The sequence below is a fragment of the Pseudomonas asgharzadehiana genome (genome assembly GCF_019139815.1).
Classification (GTDB): domain Bacteria; phylum Pseudomonadota; class Gammaproteobacteria; order Pseudomonadales; family Pseudomonadaceae; genus Aquipseudomonas; species Aquipseudomonas asgharzadehiana.
The window spans coordinates 5,407,256-5,424,907 of the sequence record NZ_CP077079.1; the positions used below are offsets into that span (position 1 = coordinate 5,407,256).

Annotated in this window: 11 protein-coding genes and 1 pseudogene; 10 read left to right on the forward strand and 2 right to left on the reverse strand. The window is 54.7% G+C overall.

The annotated features are described in order from the left end of the window. Positions 1-39 precede the first annotated feature (39 nt). The 4 genes from KSS96_RS24535 to KSS96_RS24550 are packed head-to-tail and all read left to right on the forward strand — an operon-like array spanning position 40 to position 7,203. Positions 40-1,467 (forward strand): ATP-binding protein, encoded by a 1,428-nt coding sequence (locus tag KSS96_RS24535; protein WP_217855393.1) that lies wholly within the window; start codon positions 40-42, stop codon positions 1,465-1,467. Then, a complete protein-coding gene (locus KSS96_RS24540; protein WP_217855395.1) occupies positions 1,468-4,155 on the forward strand; it encodes a Z1 domain-containing protein in 2,688 nt (895 codons plus the stop codon). Beyond that, the gene (locus tag KSS96_RS24545; RefSeq protein WP_109511446.1) at positions 4,148-5,131 is read left to right on the forward strand and encodes a PD-(D/E)XK motif protein; all 984 of its coding nucleotides are present in this window, start codon (positions 4,148-4,150) and stop codon (positions 5,129-5,131) included. The genes KSS96_RS24540 and KSS96_RS24545 overlap by 8 nt, the downstream gene beginning before the upstream one ends. Next, on the forward strand, positions 5,128-7,203 hold the full coding sequence (locus KSS96_RS24550; RefSeq protein ID WP_217855397.1) for an AIPR family protein: 2,076 nt from the start codon (positions 5,128-5,130) through the stop codon (positions 7,201-7,203). The genes KSS96_RS24545 and KSS96_RS24550 overlap by 4 nt, the downstream gene beginning before the upstream one ends. A gap of 410 nt (positions 7,204-7,613) precedes the next feature. On the opposite strand, the gene KSS96_RS24555 is transcribed toward KSS96_RS24550, so the two are convergent. Beyond that, on the reverse strand, positions 7,614-9,269 hold the full coding sequence (locus KSS96_RS24555; RefSeq protein ID WP_217855399.1) for a DNA cytosine methyltransferase: 1,656 nt from the start codon (positions 9,267-9,269) through the stop codon (positions 7,614-7,616). 314 nt (positions 9,270-9,583) lie between these two features. On the opposite strand from KSS96_RS24555, the gene KSS96_RS24560 reads away from it, so the two are divergent. From KSS96_RS24560 to KSS96_RS24580, 6 genes and pseudogenes are all read left to right on the forward strand, one after another. Beyond that, positions 9,584-10,042, forward strand: a complete 459-nt coding sequence (locus tag KSS96_RS24560; RefSeq protein ID WP_109511449.1) for a very short patch repair endonuclease — start codon at positions 9,584-9,586, stop codon at positions 10,040-10,042. Positions 10,043-11,110: 1,068 nt separating this feature from the next. Further along, positions 11,111-12,061 carry an HD-GYP domain-containing protein gene (locus tag KSS96_RS24565; RefSeq protein ID WP_017528849.1) on the forward strand — a complete coding sequence of 317 codons (951 nt, stop codon included), beginning with the start codon at positions 11,111-11,113 and terminating at the stop codon, positions 12,059-12,061. Positions 12,062-12,190: 129 nt separating this feature from the next. Further along, positions 12,191-13,453: pseudogene (locus KSS96_RS28420) on the forward strand (cache domain-containing protein); the annotation flags it as partial. A 111-nt stretch (positions 13,454-13,564) separates the two neighbouring features. After that, positions 13,565-14,350, forward strand: coding sequence for a methyl-accepting chemotaxis protein (locus KSS96_RS28425; protein ID WP_439653358.1), 786 nt, complete (start codon positions 13,565-13,567; stop codon positions 14,348-14,350). A gap of 107 nt (positions 14,351-14,457) precedes the next feature. Then, complete coding sequence (locus KSS96_RS24575; RefSeq protein ID WP_068935204.1) at positions 14,458-15,489, forward strand: hypothetical protein; 1,032 nt, start codon at positions 14,458-14,460, stop codon at positions 15,487-15,489. Positions 15,490-15,606: 117 nt separating this feature from the next. Beyond that, positions 15,607-17,040 (forward strand): ArnT family glycosyltransferase, encoded by a 1,434-nt coding sequence (locus tag KSS96_RS24580; protein WP_065876770.1) that lies wholly within the window; start codon positions 15,607-15,609, stop codon positions 17,038-17,040. A 15-nt stretch (positions 17,041-17,055) separates the two neighbouring features. Here the strand turns inward: KSS96_RS24580 and KSS96_RS24585 are convergent, their stop codons facing one another. After that, positions 17,056-17,544, reverse strand: a complete 489-nt coding sequence (locus KSS96_RS24585) for a TIGR00645 family protein (RefSeq protein WP_003176188.1) — start codon at positions 17,542-17,544, stop codon at positions 17,056-17,058. Positions 17,545-17,652: the final 108 nt, after the last annotated feature.

Below are 17,652 nucleotides of genomic sequence, written 5' to 3' on the forward strand. Positions count from 1 at the left end.
ATGAGGCATGTAAATAATCCTCCTGACGCGTCCGCGCTGATGGCCTCGGCGCGTAGCTTTGGGAATTACGACCTGTCGAGTGCTCTTGCAGATCTAATAGACAACAGCATCAAGGCAAGAGCCCACAGCATCGATATCAAATGCATCAGGAAGGATGATGGGCCCGAGGTCAGAATTTTGGATGATGGATCCGGAATGACAGCGGTTGAACTTCATCGGGCGATGAGACCCGCCAGCACTAACCCCAATGAGGAACGGGCTCCTGATGACCTCGGCCGTTTCGGGTGGGGCATGAAGTCGGCATCACTTTCACAATGCCGGCACTTGACCGTTGTCACGAGACAGAATGGCGCTCTGTCCGGCGCGTCTTGGAATCTGGATGATATCGCCAACTGGAAGATGGGAGTTCTTGATCCCGATGAGATTGAAGCTCAAGTCGATCAACGCCTGCTTGAGCGCGACGGGACAGAGATCATCTGGAGCATGTGCGATCGCCTGTCCGAATATGGTCAAGTTGGCGGCAGGGGCTTCAATGATCTAGTCGCGCACGCCCAAAAGAAGCTGTCGCTCATTTTCCATCGCTATCTGGGAGGCGAGGAAGGCCTTCGGAAACTCAGAATCAGTTTCAATGGTAGCGTGCTGAAGCCGACGGATCCTTTTCTCCGCAACCATAATGCAACGCAGGCCCAGCCGAAGGAAGTTCTTAACTTCGATGGCCAGCCTATTGGGGTGCAGGCCTTCATCCTACCGCACTATTCGAAGTTAACTGCGGGCGAGCACGATCAGCTCGGCGGTGAAGAAGGTTTCGTTCGCAATCAAGGTTTCTATGTTTACCGACAGCACCGGCTCATCATACACGGGACCTGGTTTCGACTGGTGAGGCACGGCGAGTTGTCACAACTTGTCCGGATCGCCGTCAACATCCCCAACGCCCTCGATGCGATATGGAAGATCACGCTCGACAAGGCAGACGCACAGCTGCCTTCGGGGCTCAAAAGCCGTTTGAAGGACATCGTCGGCGGACTCAAGAGCAGATCGGGAAAGGTATTTCAGTCCCGCGGCGGGCGAATTCGCGAAGGAACTGGAAAAACGTCAGTCTGGGCTAAATACGTGCGCAACGGTGAGGTTCGCTATTACATCAACCGCGAGCACCCGCTGATAACCGGTATGCTAGAGGACGAGGATAGAGACAGAGCCAAAGCCTTTTCGGCAGCGCTCGGAATCATCGAAGACTGCTTCCCAATTATAAGCATCGGCGAGGACTATTCGTCTCGCCCGGAAATGATGAATCAGGGCGTACTAGACAGGGATAGATTTCTCGACAAATTCGACACAGCCCTCCCCTCACTGCTGCTTCACTCAGGCGGCGACATGAAAGCGCTGCGTGAACTTCTTGCATCAACTGAACCGTGGGCTAGTCAAGCCGACCTCGTCGTAAAACACCTCAAGGACAAAGGGTGGTGGTAAATGTTTGATAGCGAACTTGCGTATTTCCGCTCGATAATCAACAAGCAACATGGCGAAGACATTGCCCAAGGACAAGGCTTACCAGAAGGTGCGATCACTTCTATCGTTCGCAACGGGCCGTTTCAGCACCTTGGTGAACCAGCAATCAATGCGATTATCCGCGAATTGGAAGCTAGTTTTACGGTTACCCAGAAGCGGGGGGCTGTTATCACAAAAGGCCACCGGCCCTGGCTGGCAACAATGCGGCCAGCTCTGGACTTCTATTACTGGAATCGCCTACGCAAATACTATCTCGAGACGGGGACTCTCCCGTCGCCCGTGCTTGCCACCCTCGACTCCGACACGGATGAAATTCTCGACCAATGCGGCAATCCGAAAGACGAACTCTACGGCGCAGTTCGCGGCATGGTCATGGGAAATGTCCAGTCGGGCAAGACCACCAACTACTCTGCGCTGATCTGCAAGGCAGCCGACGCGGGCTATCGTGTAATTATCCTACTCGCAGGGATAACCAACTCGCTGCGCGCCCAGACGCAGGAACGAATTGACGAGACATTCATCGGCAAGGTCTCGATGTTTGGCGCGGCTGCACAGCAGTCGCTGCCGATCCAGAATTATGCAGCGACGCGGCGAATCCCCTCTTACGGCACAACTCGGGTAGCCGATTTTTCGAGCGGCACGGATGGAATCTATTTCGGTCTATCAGGTCATCAGGAGCCGATGATCTTCATAACCAAAAAAAACAAATCCATCCTTGAACGTCTCGCACACTGGATAGAGAAACAGGGAGAGACGGGCGGCTATGACCTGCCACTTCTGCTGATCGACGACGAAGCCGACAATGCGTCTATCAACACGGCCACTGACCCCAAGCGGACTACCGCCATCAACGGTATCATCCGACAGATCTTGTCGCGTTTTCCGCGCTCGGCATATATCGGTTATACCGCTACACCGTTCGCCAACATCTTCATCGATCCGGAAACGACGGCGGAAATGGAGACGGATGACCTTTTCCCCGGAAACTTTATCAAGGCGCTTGATCCGCCTACCAATTATGCAGGTTCACATCGAGTTTTCCGAGAGGGCGGTGACTTACGCTCGAGCATGGTCAAGGTCATTGATGACTATCGAGCGCTGCTGCCGCTGAGACACAAAAGCGGAGACAATGTGGCCGACATCCCGGAAAGTCTGCGCCACGCGATCCGTGTATTTTGCATAACGAGGGCAATAAGGGTATTCCAAGATAAGGGCAAAGCCCACTGTTCGATGATGATCAACGTCAGCCGATTCAATGCCATCCAAGACAAGATTCTCGGACTCGTTTACGAATATCTTACGGAGATCAAGGACGCAGTCTCGGTCCATGCATCGCTGCCGCTTGATGAGATCAACGATGAGATCATGGCTCATCTCGAAAACAGTTTCACGGTCGAGTTCGGTAACTCTGGGCTCAACTGGCGCGATCTTCTCGAAGTTCTTAATGAAGGTGTCCAATCCATCGAAGTCCGCACCGTCAATATGCGGGGTGGCAAGCTCGATTATTCACTGCGCAAATCAGAAGGTCTTCATGTAATCGCCATCGGCGGGCTGGCGCTTTCACGCGGCCTCACGCTCGAAGGCCTCACAATCTCCTATCTCCTGCGGAACGCTACTGCAAGCGACACCCTTATGCAGATGGCTCGCTGGTTCGGCTACCGACCGGGCTATGAGGAATATTGCCGCCTCTATCTGCCGCAGGTGTCCTTCGACCATTACGAATTTGTAGACGAAGCGACAGAAGAACTTAGAAGCGAGATCAAGCGTATGCAGGCCGCACGCCGCACACCGCGCGATTTCGGCCTCAAAGTCCGGCAGAGCCCGCTCGCCATCCGGGTAACTGCGGCAAACAAGATGCGGACGGCGGAAAAGCTTAAAATCGCTCAGGACTATTCCGCGCGTCACATCGAGGGTTTCGCGCTTCCAAATGATCCTGTCATCGGAAAAGCCCATCGCAATGCGGTCGAAAAATTTCTCATCGCGCTCGGAAGCCCCACTGAAATACACAAGGGCTATATTCACTGGGCCGCGGGCGGGCGAGACGTACTAAGTCTCATGCGCGAATTCCAGTTCGTGGATCATCCCGATCTCTCAGTGATTTCCGATACATCCCTTCTCGGGGACTATGTTCAGGACCGCGTCACGGATGAACTCGAAAAATGGGATGTGGTACTTCCCATGCGCCAGTCGGGCGACTCTACTCCATTTGCTGGTCAGAAGATCAATTTGAGGTCTCGGGACCAAGGAACAGTTCAGAAGGGCACTTATCGAGTTTATGGCAGCAAGAATCGCGTTGCCGATCCTGGGGACGCGCAGATCGGCCTGTCAGACCCACAGAAGGCAAAGGCAGATGCTGCCTACCGTGCTGAAACATACAAGAAGGAACGCGCCGCGTGTTCTGTACGAGAGCGGCCGATGATGTTGGTGCATGTCTTCAATGCGAAGCTGCGCGACGATCGAAACGATCGTGACGAGGATCTCAAACTTAACGATCCCATCGTCACGCTTTCTTTCTGCATGCCCGAGACAGGTAAACCCGCCAAGGAGAGAACCTACCAAGTGAATGCTGTCTATCGGCAGCAACTTGAGCACTTTGCCGCTGAGGAAGACGATGACTCTGAAGCGATGATGGAGGCTCAAGATGCTTAGTGAATGGAAAGCGATCGTGCCGCCAACAGACCCAGGTTGCTACAACATTCGACTTGCTGACAGCAGCCATCCGCTCGATTTCAGGATCGGCCGTGACTTTCACGGATGTTTTATCTTCCAGCTCGATGGCGAGTGCGCTTTGCCTGGAGTTCCTGACCTGCCGAAGATGTCGGCAGTGACCTGCGAGGTCCATCCGATGGCCGCTGGGCGTTCAAGATTAGTGCTGAGCCTGGGTGATGCTGCCGATCTCAGAAATTTCGCCCTTATGTGCAAGAGCCTCATGCTTGCAACAGACAAGTTTGCACCGACACAGTCCGGAAAGGGGCTGATTCAAGCCATCAAGGAGGTCCACCGTTGGCAGGAGATGCTGAGCCATAGGACCGACCGCATACTGTCAAAAGGCGAGCAGATTGGCCTGGTCGGCGAAATGCTGTTTCTACGGGATGTTCTTAGTGACCGCATCGGTTGGAATGCTGCGATCAAATGCTGGAATGGCCCTAGCGGTCATGAGCAGGATTTTGTCGTCGCCGGCACCATCTTTGAGGTCAAGACTCAGGTGGTGACTGCCGACCGGCGAATTCGGATTTCCTCCGAAGATCAACTCGATCCAGTCCAAGGGCGCATCCTGCTCTGCAATCAGGGAATCGCACCGCTGCCATCCACTGCCCCATCAGCTCGGACTCTCAATGCTCTTGTGTCAGAGATTCGAGAAGCTTTTGCCGAGGCTGGAGCAAACGCCTTGGAACTTTTTGAGATCGCTCTACTGGAAGCGAGATATCAGGAGCGGCAGGAATATAACGAAGAAAGCTGGGTTCTCGTTGACCGTATTTTCTATGAGGTGTGCACTACCTTTCCTCGTATCGAGCGCAGTGATCTCCGCCCCGGCGTAGAGAGGGTTACCTACAGCATTCGGGTGAGCGACTGCATTCCCTTCATCATCAGCCATGATGATGCCTTTGAGGGAGTCGAAGCATGAGCGATTTGCAGCAAGCATTCGAAGTGCTACGAGAGGATATTCTTCTAGAAGCGGAGGTACGGGGCGTCTTCCAGCAAGAGGCTTTTTTCGAGCTCTATGCCGCATCGGCGTCAGACAACGGCGACACCATCGACTTGGAGTACACCCACAGTCACAAGGAAGGTGGACGGAGGCCATACCGAATCGACGGCTATGGGTTTGATACCGATCGCGGAACGCTCTATCTCGCCGTCTGCGATTACCGGGACGGAAAGGAACTGGAGTCTATACATAATGACCGCCTAACCTCAGTGTTCAAGCAAGCAATCGCCTTTTTCGAAAATGCCTGTTCATCGGTGTTCATCAATTCAATTGAAGAAACAAGTCCAGCGTTTGCAGCGGCCTATCCCATCTATTCAACACGTGATCTCATCAAGAGAGTTCGCATCATCCTTTTTTCCAACGCCCGCCTGGCGACCAAACGACCGCCTCAGCTGGGCGAGCAAGTAGGCGGATTGCCGACTGTTTATAGCGTACTTGACGCGACTCGTTATTTCGAAATCCAAAAAAGTTTTCAAATTCCTGAGTCTATCGAAGTCAATATCGCAGAAATTGCCGGAGAGCCTATTGCCTGCCTCAAGGCCTCGACAAACACCGAAGAACATCAATCCTACCTCCTCGCCATTCCGGGCCCAGTGCTTGCTGAAGTCTACGGTCTATACGGAGCACGACTGCTCGAACAGAACGTCCGGACCTATCTCCAGGCTAAGACGAAGGTGAACAAGGGTATTCTGGAAACAATCAAGAAGACGCCAGAGATGTTCTTTGCTTACAACAACGGCCTAACCGCGACCGCATCGGCGGTTAAGCTCGAGATACTGGAAGACGGGCAGCTAGGAATTGCAGCTATTCATAACCTTCAGATCGTGAATGGCGGCCAGACGACGGCGTCTATCCTATACGCAAAGGATGTCGCAAACTCACCGCTCGAGCGTGTCTATGTGCAAATGAAACTCTCAGTAGTTCCACCTGCCCATATCGAGCAGGTCGTACCAAAAATTTCGCGATACGCCAACACTCAGAATCGTATCTCAGAGGCAGACTTCTTCTCGAGCCATCCGTTCCATCTGCAAATGGAGCGTTACTCCCGGATAATGACAGCACCACCTCAGAACGGTGCGATGACGGGCGACAAATGGTTCTATGAGCGCGCACGCGGGCAGTACCGCGACGGCATGGCGTACGCGTCCGTGGCAGGAAAGAAAAAATATCAGTTGGAGTATCCTAGGGAAAAGATTATCGAAAAGACCGACCTTGCGAAGTATCTCCTGAGTTTCGAAAGAAAGCCTTACATTGTATCTAGAGGCGCGCAGAAAGCCTTCATGGGGTTCGCCGATCAAACCGCGAAAGCTTGGAAGTCCGCTCCTACCCAATTTAACGAACTTTGGTATAGAAATGCTTGCGCGATGGGGCTGATATTCCGCTGGACCGACAAGCATGTTGCTGGCTCCGACTGGTACAAAGATGACCGCGGCTATAAATCCCAGACAGTTGCCTATACGCTTTCTTGGATTGCCGAGGAGATCGATCGCCAAGGCAAGGCAAGCCTAAACTGGGGACAAATCTGGAATACTCAATCCGTCCCGGAAGAGCTTCAAGAGCTTATCGCCTCTCTTGCCCCACAGGTTGCTGCCGCTCTCAGAAATACTTCTGCAAATGTTCGGAACGTCGGCGAGTACTGCAAACTGGAAATTTGCTGGCAAAATATCAGAGCTGCAGAATTCAACGTTCAGGCAGTACCTGATCATTTGGTGCTCGACGAAAATGAGATGACGCAAGAGAAAAAAGAAGCGAAGTCGTCTGCAAGGATCGATAGTGAAATCGACTTCGACGTGCTCCTTCACATGCTCGGACCCAAGGCCGAAATTATTCGTCGGACTGCCGAGCAGCATAGATTCCTGTCGCCAAAGGCTGACAGGGCCCTTCAGAAGATAGGATCGGGAAATCTCAACCTAGCAAGGCCAGATAAGAATGCAATCAAGCTGCTTGTGAAGAGAATGGCGGAGGAAGGGATGCCCGTCGAAGATATGTAGGACGGCCTAACTAACGTATTCTGCCGAGCAGAAAGCCGATCTTGTGCGCTCGTTGAGCAGTGGTCACAATTCACCTCCAGCAATGCTGCCAACGCAGCCTGTCACAAGCTCGCCGTTAGGCATGAGCGAGTGGAGTGAGGTATCACTGGCGACAGCTCCATTGCACTACATCGTGGTTTCCTAATGCTAGTTAGTACATTAGCTAAGGAGCAAAATGACCAACCACTATCGCCTGCGAGGCGCCTTTGTGCTGGTTCAGTAGCACCTTTTCGTGGGCCAAGATCGCCAACGATCTAGTAACCACCAATACGCTACCGACCGTTGTCCGGAGCTCGCCCAACTTTTAAATTTTCGCGACATCTTGCAGCTCAACTCTCGATAACTGGAGAGATAGTTGCGGTTTTCACCTGTCATTCACCCATAACATCTTTAGTTTCGGAAATACGCCGACAAACAACGTCATAGACTATTTTTGCGATTCTGTTCGCCAGTAGAGGCGGTACCGCATTACCCACTTGATGGTACTGCTGAGTTCGATTCCCTTCAAAATAGTAGTTATCCGGGAATGTCTGGAGCCGCGCAGCCTCGCGAACGGTCAGACTACGGCATTGCGCTGGGTCGTAATGGATAAAATAGTGCCCATCCTTCGAGATATGGCTAGTGATAGTCGTGGCCGGAAATTCTGCAAGCTGCACCCGGAAGCGGTCACTGAACTTACCGCTTTCCCAATTCTTATGAGCGGGCGCAAGGCCAGGAAGTGAGAATTGCTGATGGCCCTTGGGCGAATACTTATTGTGCGCAGCGAAGGTGCTAGCAAAGACGTATCGTCGCAGGTCCGAGCGCATATGGCTGCGGGCGTCGTGACTCATCCAATATTTGATATTGGCATCGTGATACCAAGCATCCAGCGATGGTATCCCTGTATTACCCTGACCTTTCTCCTTTGGCACCCTTTCAGCGCCTGAACTCCGCGGCGCATCGAAGAGTGCTCGCCGGGTAGCTTGAAGTGGGGAGATCATTTCGCCACTATCAAGCTCGGCATAATGCAACAACTCATCTACTTCATCGGCAACAGTTCGATACCATTCTTCCTGACAATCCGAGCGCCGCGATAGCTTGCTTCTCAGCCTAGGAAGTTTGCCTATGGCTTGCTGAACCGACACTGGGTCAGTTTTTGTCAAAAGCTCATGCTCAGGAACGTTACCGTTCTCATCTAGAGCTATCCCAAGAAGGATAACGCGATGGCGGGCTTGCGGAATTCCGTACTTTTCAGCTTCGATGATATATGACTTTGGTTTCACACTGTCGATACAATCTAAAAAGCTAAACGCCTCCTCGGAAACCAGTGAACATATCTTGTATTTCTGCCCGCCCTCTTTGTTATCTAGTGCTTTGCTAGGATCAACCAGATCTTGCAGAATCTGCGAGAAAATCCCTTTGCCTCCGACTTTGGACGACAAGATACCTTTGACGTTTTCCATGACAAAGACGGTAGGTCGGTAGTCTTTGATGATGCGTAGATAATCCTTGTACAGAAAATGCCTATTATCATTCTCCGCGACGTAATCCTTCTTGGCTTTGTTTCTGGCTCGACCCACGATCGAATATGCTTGGCATGGAGGCCCGCCGATGAGTACCCATGGACGCCCTATCTTATTCAACCTGGCTTTGATGAGTCCATTTAACTCTTTGTCGCCCTCCTCCGAACCCAAGGTTATCTGCCGTGCTTCCTGCTCGGCACGGTTCCAGAATGCCGCGGTTTCAGGGGTGCTACTAGGCTTTTCTGCCTCTCCATTACAGTAACGGTAATAGTCCTGCAGCCCGGCAGGGTATTCGCGCTTGAGCAATCGGTAGTAAGCACGAAGTCTTAGCGTCCTCCTGGCAACAGGATCCATTTCAGCAGAAACGATGATATCGAAGTGCTTGCCTTCTCCTGAGGATGAAAAACCCTCACCCAACCCGCCAGGTCCAGCGAAAAGGTCGACGATCTGGATAGCATCCTCAACCGCAATAGCTGGCTTGGCGGTCGTGCTTGGCGGGAAAAGGGAGTTCTGGTAGTCAATCATGGGCATCAATGGTTTAGATATCAGGAATGCAACAGCGTATGCAGCAGAGCCGCGCTACTTTACTAGGATTAGGGCGGTAGTGCAGCTACAGCCGCTCTGGCGACGATTGCATCTACTCGGTGCCCATTTTGAAGTGGCCATCAAGTCAACCTGCAGCGGCGGAAACACAATTCCAGATCACGGTCCATCCCTTGGCACACTAAAAACATTCCCAAATCCCCTAGAGGCCGTAAATAGAACAGTGATTTATATGGACTTAGCGAGCGCCAAGTCGTAACCCTACGCGAGAGTAGGCGCATCTGAGGGAAAGATTGATGGATATCGTCAGTAAAGAAGTCAGGTCTCGCATGATGGCCAGCATCCGCAGCAGCAATACAGCTCCGGAGATGAAGGTTCGGAAGCTGCTGCATAGGAATGGCTTCAGGTATCGTCTGCATCCACGGGAGCTACCAGGTCGCCCCGACGTGGTGTTGCCTCGCTACCGCGTCTGCATATTCATTCATGGCTGCTTCTGGCATAGGCACCCCGGGTGCAGATATGCGACCAACCCCAGTTCTCGCGAAGATTTCTGGCGCTTGAAATTCGAGCAGAACGTGAAGAGAGATACGATAAACAGAAGCGCGTTGCTACAACAGGGTTGGCGCGTCTTCGAGCTATGGGAGTGCGGAATCCGCAAACCGGAAGCAGAACTCAAATGGCTTCTGGAAGCTGTGCCTAATTGTAATCAACAATTCATCTCTTGGCCCTCTTTGCCTGCCGTCACCTCTAGCTGACCTCGATGCTCAGGCTCGGCTCCACAACTGCTCGTCGAGAGGCAAAGAATACTTGTCGCGGTATTCCAATTGGTATTCCGCCTAAAAATAAAAACAGATATTTACTATATAAATCAATTTCTTACCAGAGCAATTCAAATTACCCCGGCTCTAAAGACGTCCACGGACGTCTTTTTTGGTGCCTGAAATCCAATAAATACAGGGGCTTCAGCGCTTATGGGAGCTTTCTAGGTTTTTTAAACTCTAGGCATTTTGGCGTCCCATTTTGGGCATGTGGACCGCTGGTGCAAGGCACTGCCCCCAAAGCTCACCGCGAGGCGCCGAGGCAAGCCAGTCTGTCGGAGGCCGAAGACAGATTCGAGAATGTCGCCACGACCGGGTTCAAGTTGAAAAAACGCCGTCACCCCAGCCTGCACCGAAGACATTTGGTGTCTCACTCACTCTGCATGTTTTCCCCGCTTGAAAACCACACCACTCGCGGATATCACAGTGCCTACGCTCAGCAAGCTCCTTAGCGCCATAAAGTCCAAAACATGGCGCATTGCGAACCACAAAAAACGCCCCCCTCGCAAACTTATTACAACCCCCTTTCAACCTTAATCATTCTCAACATCCAACTAGCAAGTTAGCGAACTATCTATTCCACCCCATCAACTGGATAGACAAACACAAACCACCCATCGCTTTAACGATAAACCCCCTCGTTATTTTGTTTTCAAATGCATTTCAAATACCCACACCCATGCTAATGTCATTACGATATCAGTGCTGTTTAAGCAGGCCTGGGAGGTTATTCGTTGCCCCACATTCTCTCTACTACCAAAGTCTAATAACGATATTTGTGGAGTCACCAATATCCGAGGCGCGCGCATCCTCTTCTAGACGCGTAATAAGAAGACCATCAGCAGAGGGCATACCATGTTGAAGTGCAATGGACCCAATGATCGGGCTGCCGGCGAGGCGAAGCCATTTTGGCGAGATCGCGTGGAGGCACCGTGTACCCAGGAGTGTGATGTTCAACCCGCCTCTGACCCGGCAGAACCGGCCACCTTGGCTCCTCTAACGTCCATGAAAGACGAACTGATCGCCGCGCAGGCGATTTGTGGTCGCGCCAAGTCCGCGGTGGTCGAAATGTTCGGCCATGCCCGCATGGGCCGGGCGTTGGAGTTGGAGCATATCGGCGCATTGGTCGACGATATTTCAAGCTCCATTGCACGCCATCCCAATGCTTTTATCAGCCTGGCACGTCTGAAAAGCATCGATGACTACACCTACATGCATTCGGTCGCGGTGTGTGCGTTGATGATCGCCCTGGGCAATCAGTTAGGCCTGCCCACCGCCCTGATTCGCAAGGTCGGGCTGGCCGGACTGCTGCACGACATCGGCAAAATGGCGATTCCCGGTGCCATTCTCAACAAGCCCGGCCGCTTGAGCGATGACGAATTACAGGTGGTGCGAACGCATCCGCTTGAAGGGGAAAAAACATTGCTGGCCACCGCGCAAGTATGCGAGATGGTCGTGGATGTATGCCTGCATCACCACGAGAAAATCGACGGCACCGGCTACCCCCATCAGTTGGCTGGCGACCAGATCAGCCTTGTGGCTCGGATGGCCGCGGTCTGCGATGTCTACGACGCAATTACCTCGGACCGTTCGTACAACCAGGGCTGGGACCCTGCCGTGGCTATTCAACAAATGTCGACATGGGAAGGGCATTTTGACGATGACGTATTCCGCGCGTTTTTAAAGTCCGTGGGTATTTACCCCGTCGGTTCTATCGTTCAATTGCAAAGCGGCGGTATCGGTGTAGTGATAGAACAACATGCCGACTCATTATTGACGCCAAAAATCAAAGTGTTTTTCCTGCCGGCTTTAAATGTCTATATCCCCTACCAAATAATAGACCTGGGCACCCCCAACCAACACGATCGTATTATTGCGCGGGTAGCGCCGCAACGTTATGGTTTCAAAAATACCGAGCGTTTATGGCTCGACGACGCCGCACCCAAAACGCGTTAAGCAACTTACAGCGCTGTACAGCATGCCAATGCCAAAGCAGCCGATGATCCAATAAGCCGTGCGAATACAAAGACACTGGAATGTCGACATCCGATTATTTTGGTCGTTATGAGCGTGGGCGAAAACATCATGAAATTCAAATCATTGCAGACTCGAATCTGTTTTACGGCCGGACTCTGCCTGTTTATTTCCTGCGCAAGTCTGGTGTTATATGGGCTGTATTCCTCAAAGGCCAACGAAGCCTATGTGGGCACGCAAGTATCGGCATTGATTGAAACCGCCACCATCCGCGAAGTGCAGAATCTGGCAGAGTCTCGTGCCACCGCCATCCAGGCGAAGCTGCAAAACGCGCTGGACTCGGCACGCACACTGGCCAATACGCTGGGCGCGGGCAAAAGCGCCCAAAGCCCGCTGGTATTGGGTCGGGACTCAATCAATACAATGTTGCTCAGCGTGCTCAAGGACAACCCCGACTTCAACGGCACGTACTCCTGCTGGGAGCCCGACGCACTGGACGGCCAGGATCAAGCCTTTCGTAATAACGAGGGCGGTAACAACCCCTTGACTGGCCGCTTCACCCCTTATTGGACACGCAGTTCAGACGGTCATATCGCCGTGCAACCACTGGTCGAATATGACTCCGATGCCCGCCACCCCAACGGTGTGTTGAAGGGCGGCTGGTACTCAGGCCCCCGGGACACCTTGAAGGAAAGCGTACTCGACCCCCTCCCCTACGTGGTGCAAGGCAAGAATGTATGGCTGACCACCCTGTCGGTGCCGATCACCGCCAATGGCAAGTTCTACGGCGTGGTCGGTGCTGACTTCGATATCTCGTTTATCCAGAAACTCAGCGAGCAGATGTCCGCCGACCTTTATGGCGGCAACGGCTCCGTATCGATCCTCAGCCATCAAGGGCTGGTGGTGGCCGACAGCAAACGGCCGGAACTGATCGGCCAGCCGCTCAAAGCCTTGCTGCCCGACGCTTGGGAGAAGGTGTTGGCCAATGTTCAAAAAGGCCAGGGCGACAGCCGGATCAACCAGGACACCCAGGAAATCGAGGTGCAGATGCCCATCAACCTGGGCCGCACCGGCAAGCCTTGGGCCATCGTGATTCACCTGCCGAAGGCGGTTGTCATGAGCCAGGCCCTGGCCCTGGAACAAGAACTTCAATCGCGCGGCGTCAACAGCAGCATCTGGCAGGTCGCGGTGGGCATCGCCATCTCCATGCTGGCTTTGCTTACCCTGTGGTTGGCTACCGCCAAAATCGTCGGCCCGATTCGTGAAGCCGCCCACCTGGCCGCTAACATCAGCCTGGGCGACTTTTCGCGTCGGCTGGTGCAAACGTCTGAAGATGAGGTCGGCCAATTGTCCTTTGCCCTGAACGATATGTCGGAAAGCCTGCAACGCCAGGTGCGCGTGGCCGAACGCATTTCCGAGGGTGATCTGGACCTGGAGGTACGTCTGTCCTCGCCCAATGACACGCTGGGCAAATCCTTGGAAAAAATGGTCGGCAACCTGAACACCTTGATTTCCCAAGTGCAGGCCAGCGCCACGCAAATCACCGGCAGCTCTGCACAGGTCACGCAGTTGAGCCAGTCGCTGTCCGACGGCGCATCCAATTCGGCGTCGTCGATCACTGAAATCAGTGCCGTCATGACCCAAATGGCGGCGCAGACCACCGACAACGCCGCCAATGCCAAAAAGGCCGACGAACAATCCCAGGCGGCGCGCGCCGACGCGGGGGAAAGTGACAAGCTGATGAGCGAACTGATCGCGGCCATGGCCGAGATCGATAATTCGGGCAAAGACATTACCGCCATCATCACCACCATCGACAACATTGCCGCGCAGACCAACCTGCTGGCGTTGAACGCCGCGATCGAAGCCGCACGTGCCGGGGAGCTGGGCCGCGGCTTTGCCGTGGTGGCCGATGAAGTGCGCAGCCTCGCGGCACGCAGTGCCGAGGCGGCACAACAGACCGCAGCGCTGATTGCCGACTCGTCGACCAAGACGCAACGCGGCATGATCATCGCCGGCCGCACCGCCGACTCGCTGCGCAACATTGTCACCGGCACCGGCACCGTCTCAAGTCTGGTGTCACTGATCTATCAGGCGTCCAGCGAACAGGCGTCCGGCTTGCAACAGGCGAGTATTGGGCTGGAGCAGATCGACGAGGTCACCCAGCAAAACCAGGCCAACTCCCAGCAATGCGCGATCGCGGCCAGGAACCTGTCAGAGCGGGCCAATGCAATGCAGCAGGGGTTGGGGCGTTTTAAAGTCAAAGCCTAAGGTGTTAACCGGCGCGCACTGACCGCCACGCAGGCGCAACCACTTGGACTCCACCCGACTTCCCATTACCCTGAGCGCCCCATCAGACAACCGGAAGTCAGATACCCGTGTTCAAGCCCGTCGCTGCTATCGCTCTTGCCTGCACACCTTTGCTCGCCAACGCCGCCGACCTCGCCGGCGTCTGGACCGGCACGCTGGGCAAATCCGCCATTACCGCCTGTTTCAACGGAGCTGACGGGGAGCACGGCAGTTATTACTACCAACGCATCCTCACCCCCATTCAACTGACCCAAGCCAGCGACAGCGCGCCGTGGGTGGAGGAAGGCGATACCGGGTTCTGGACGCTGGATAATCGCTCCGGCGATACGCTGGCGGGCGCTTGGCGTAAAACGCAAGGCGGCAAACCGCTGCCGATTACCCTGAAACGTGTCGGTACGCCAAACGACGGCTGCGGCAGCGATGCTTATAACGCCGCCCTGGAAGCGGCGCCGCTGCCGGTCAAGACGCAGGAAAAATCCTTCGGCGGTCACCGCTACGTGCTCAAGACCCAAGGCGCCCGAGTCACGCTCAAGCTTGAGGGTGATGGCCCGGCGGTGCAGAAAATCAATCGGCAACTCGCGGCGCTGGCGGTCAACGACGACGATCAGGCCGACTATTTGCGCGAGCGTCGCGAGTATCTGGGACGAAACGGCTCGGCCCTCACCAGTGAAATCACGGTTGAGCCGACGTATTGGTCGTCGCAGTGGATCACCGTGAAGTTCTACCGCTGGACCGCGGGCATGGGCGCCCGGGGCATCAGTTGGGGGCAGCATTCCTGGAACCTGCAGACCGGCGAAGCGGTTGACCCCTGGACGTGGCTGGGCGGGCACCAGCAGTGGTATGACGCCTATTCCGGCGAAGTGAAGCTGTCGACCCCGTTCAAGACATGGCTGGCCAGACAAACCACCACCGACGAGGGATGCCCGGCGATCAACAGCTATTCCACGTTCGACCTGAGCTTCAACACCCAAGGATTGCAGCTGTCGACACCCGCCAACGGTGACGGGTGCGACAACGAACTGAGCTTTACCTGGGAGCAATTGGCAGCCGTGTTGACAGCCGAGGGTAAAGCCGCGCTGCCCAGCTTGAAGGCGCCGTGAATACCTGAATACAAAAACCCTACACTCGTTCACGAAACATTCAGAAACGCCGACAGATACTAGCCGAATGCCACGGCCGCTCCCCCGAGCGGCCCACTGCCTCGGTAGCCACAACCCATGACACGCCCCGCCTCTTTATTGTTTCTGCTCGCCGGTCTTTTATTTTTTTTCGCCCTAGGTAGCCACGACCTGCAAGGCTCCACCGAAGCCCGCGTCGCCGGGATCGCCATGGCCATGCATCTGGACAATAACTGGGTGGTGCCACAGTTATTTCGCGAGCCTTTTTTGGAAAAGCCGCCCTTGAGCCTGTGGCTGGATGCCGGGGCGATTCGCCTGTTTGGCGGCACCACCTGGGCTGTGCGCCTGGCGTCGGCGTTTGCCGGGTTGTTCAGCGTAATGCTGCTCTACGCAATGCTGCGCAGGTTCGGCCGGCCGCAGACATTGGCGTTCAGCGCAGCCTTGATCCTGGCGACCATGGCCAGTTACTGGAGCAACGTGCGCGGCGTGGGTGAGGACTCGTTGCTCAGCCTGGGCGTGACCACTGCGCTGCTGGCGTTCTATCAGGCGGTGCGGCCGGACCGCGAAGGCCCCAACATGGGCCATTGGGCGCTGTTTACCGTCGGGATGGCGATCGCCACGCTAAGCAAAGGTGTGCTGGGGCTGGCCATGCCGGGCATTGTGATTTTTGTGTACCTGGCCGCTACCAGCGTGATGGACAAACGCCTGCGCATCGGCAACTGGCTCAAACCCGCGCTGTGCACCCTATTGGCATTGGTGCCGCTGCTGATATGGCTGTGCTTCCTGTACCAACGTGGCGGCATGCAGGCTGTAGGCGAAGTACTGTGGACCAACAGCGTCGGCCGGTTCAGCGGCTCGTTTGTCGAAGCCGGGCATTACGAGCCGTTCTACTACTACATCGCCAAACTGCCGGAGGCGTTCCTGCCCTGGAACATCCTGGTATACCTGGGGCTGTGGCATTTGCGTAAAAGCCTGGCGCGCAATCGCTATCACCTGTTTTTCAGCGTATGGCTGGTGGCGCAATTCACCTTGCTGACCCTGGCATCCAGCAAGCGCACGGTGTACCTGATGACGCTGGCCCCGGCCGCCGCCGTGTTGGCCGCCGAATATGCACGGGTACTGCTGCAATGGCTCAAAGAGCACAAACCCGCCCTGTATAAACACCACCGACCTCTGGTGGGCGGCGTGTTCACCCTGGCCATTACCAGCTACCTGATCGCTGCCTTCTGGTTTGCGCCCAAGGCTGATGTGCGCCAGTCATTCGTGCCGGTCATCCGCCAGATCCAGGCACTGCAAGCCGAAGGCAAAGAAGTCGTATTGTTCCAGCCCAATGAACGCATCGCCGGCGCCGGCGTGTTCTACATGCAGGGCTATTTGAAGATGCTGCAGACAGAACCCGAGCTGCACCGTTACCTGGCGGCCAAGCCCGGCAACGTTGCGCTGCTGGACCACACCAACGGCTTGAATCCCCAGGTGAAGGTGATCAAGCACATGGCGATCAACCGCCAGCCCTACTACTTCGTCGAGCAGTAGGGCCGGCGCAAGGCATCAGTGCTTGGTGAGTTTGTCCAGGTAGCCCATCGCGAACGCGGAGATCACGAAGGTCATGTGGATGATCACGTACCACATCAGGTGCTGCGGATCGACGTTCTTGGCATCCATGAAGATGCGCAGCAAGTGGATCGAGGAAATCGCCACGATGGAGGCCGCCACTTTCATCTTCAGCGACGAAGAGTCCATGGTGCCCAGCCAGTTGAGTTTCTCTTTGTTGTCATCGATATCCAGCTGCGAGACGAAGTTCTCGTAGCCGGAAATCATCACCATCACCAGCAAGCCACCGACCAGCGCCATGTCGATCAACGACAGCAGCAGCAAGATGACGTCCGCCTCCAGCATGCTGAACACATTCGGCAGAACGTGGATGATTTCCTGAAAGAATTTCAATGCCAGGATCAGCAGGCCCAGGGACAAGCCGAGGTAGATCGGCGCCAACAGCCAGCGTGAAGCGTACATAGTATTTTCGATAAAGCGTTCCATGGGGGTCTCACACAGCTTGGCTAGAAATGGCGGCGAGTATACCAGCCGCCACAAGTCACCTGTAACCGCGAGAAAACTGACCCAGGCGGCTTCTGTAAGAGAATTTTT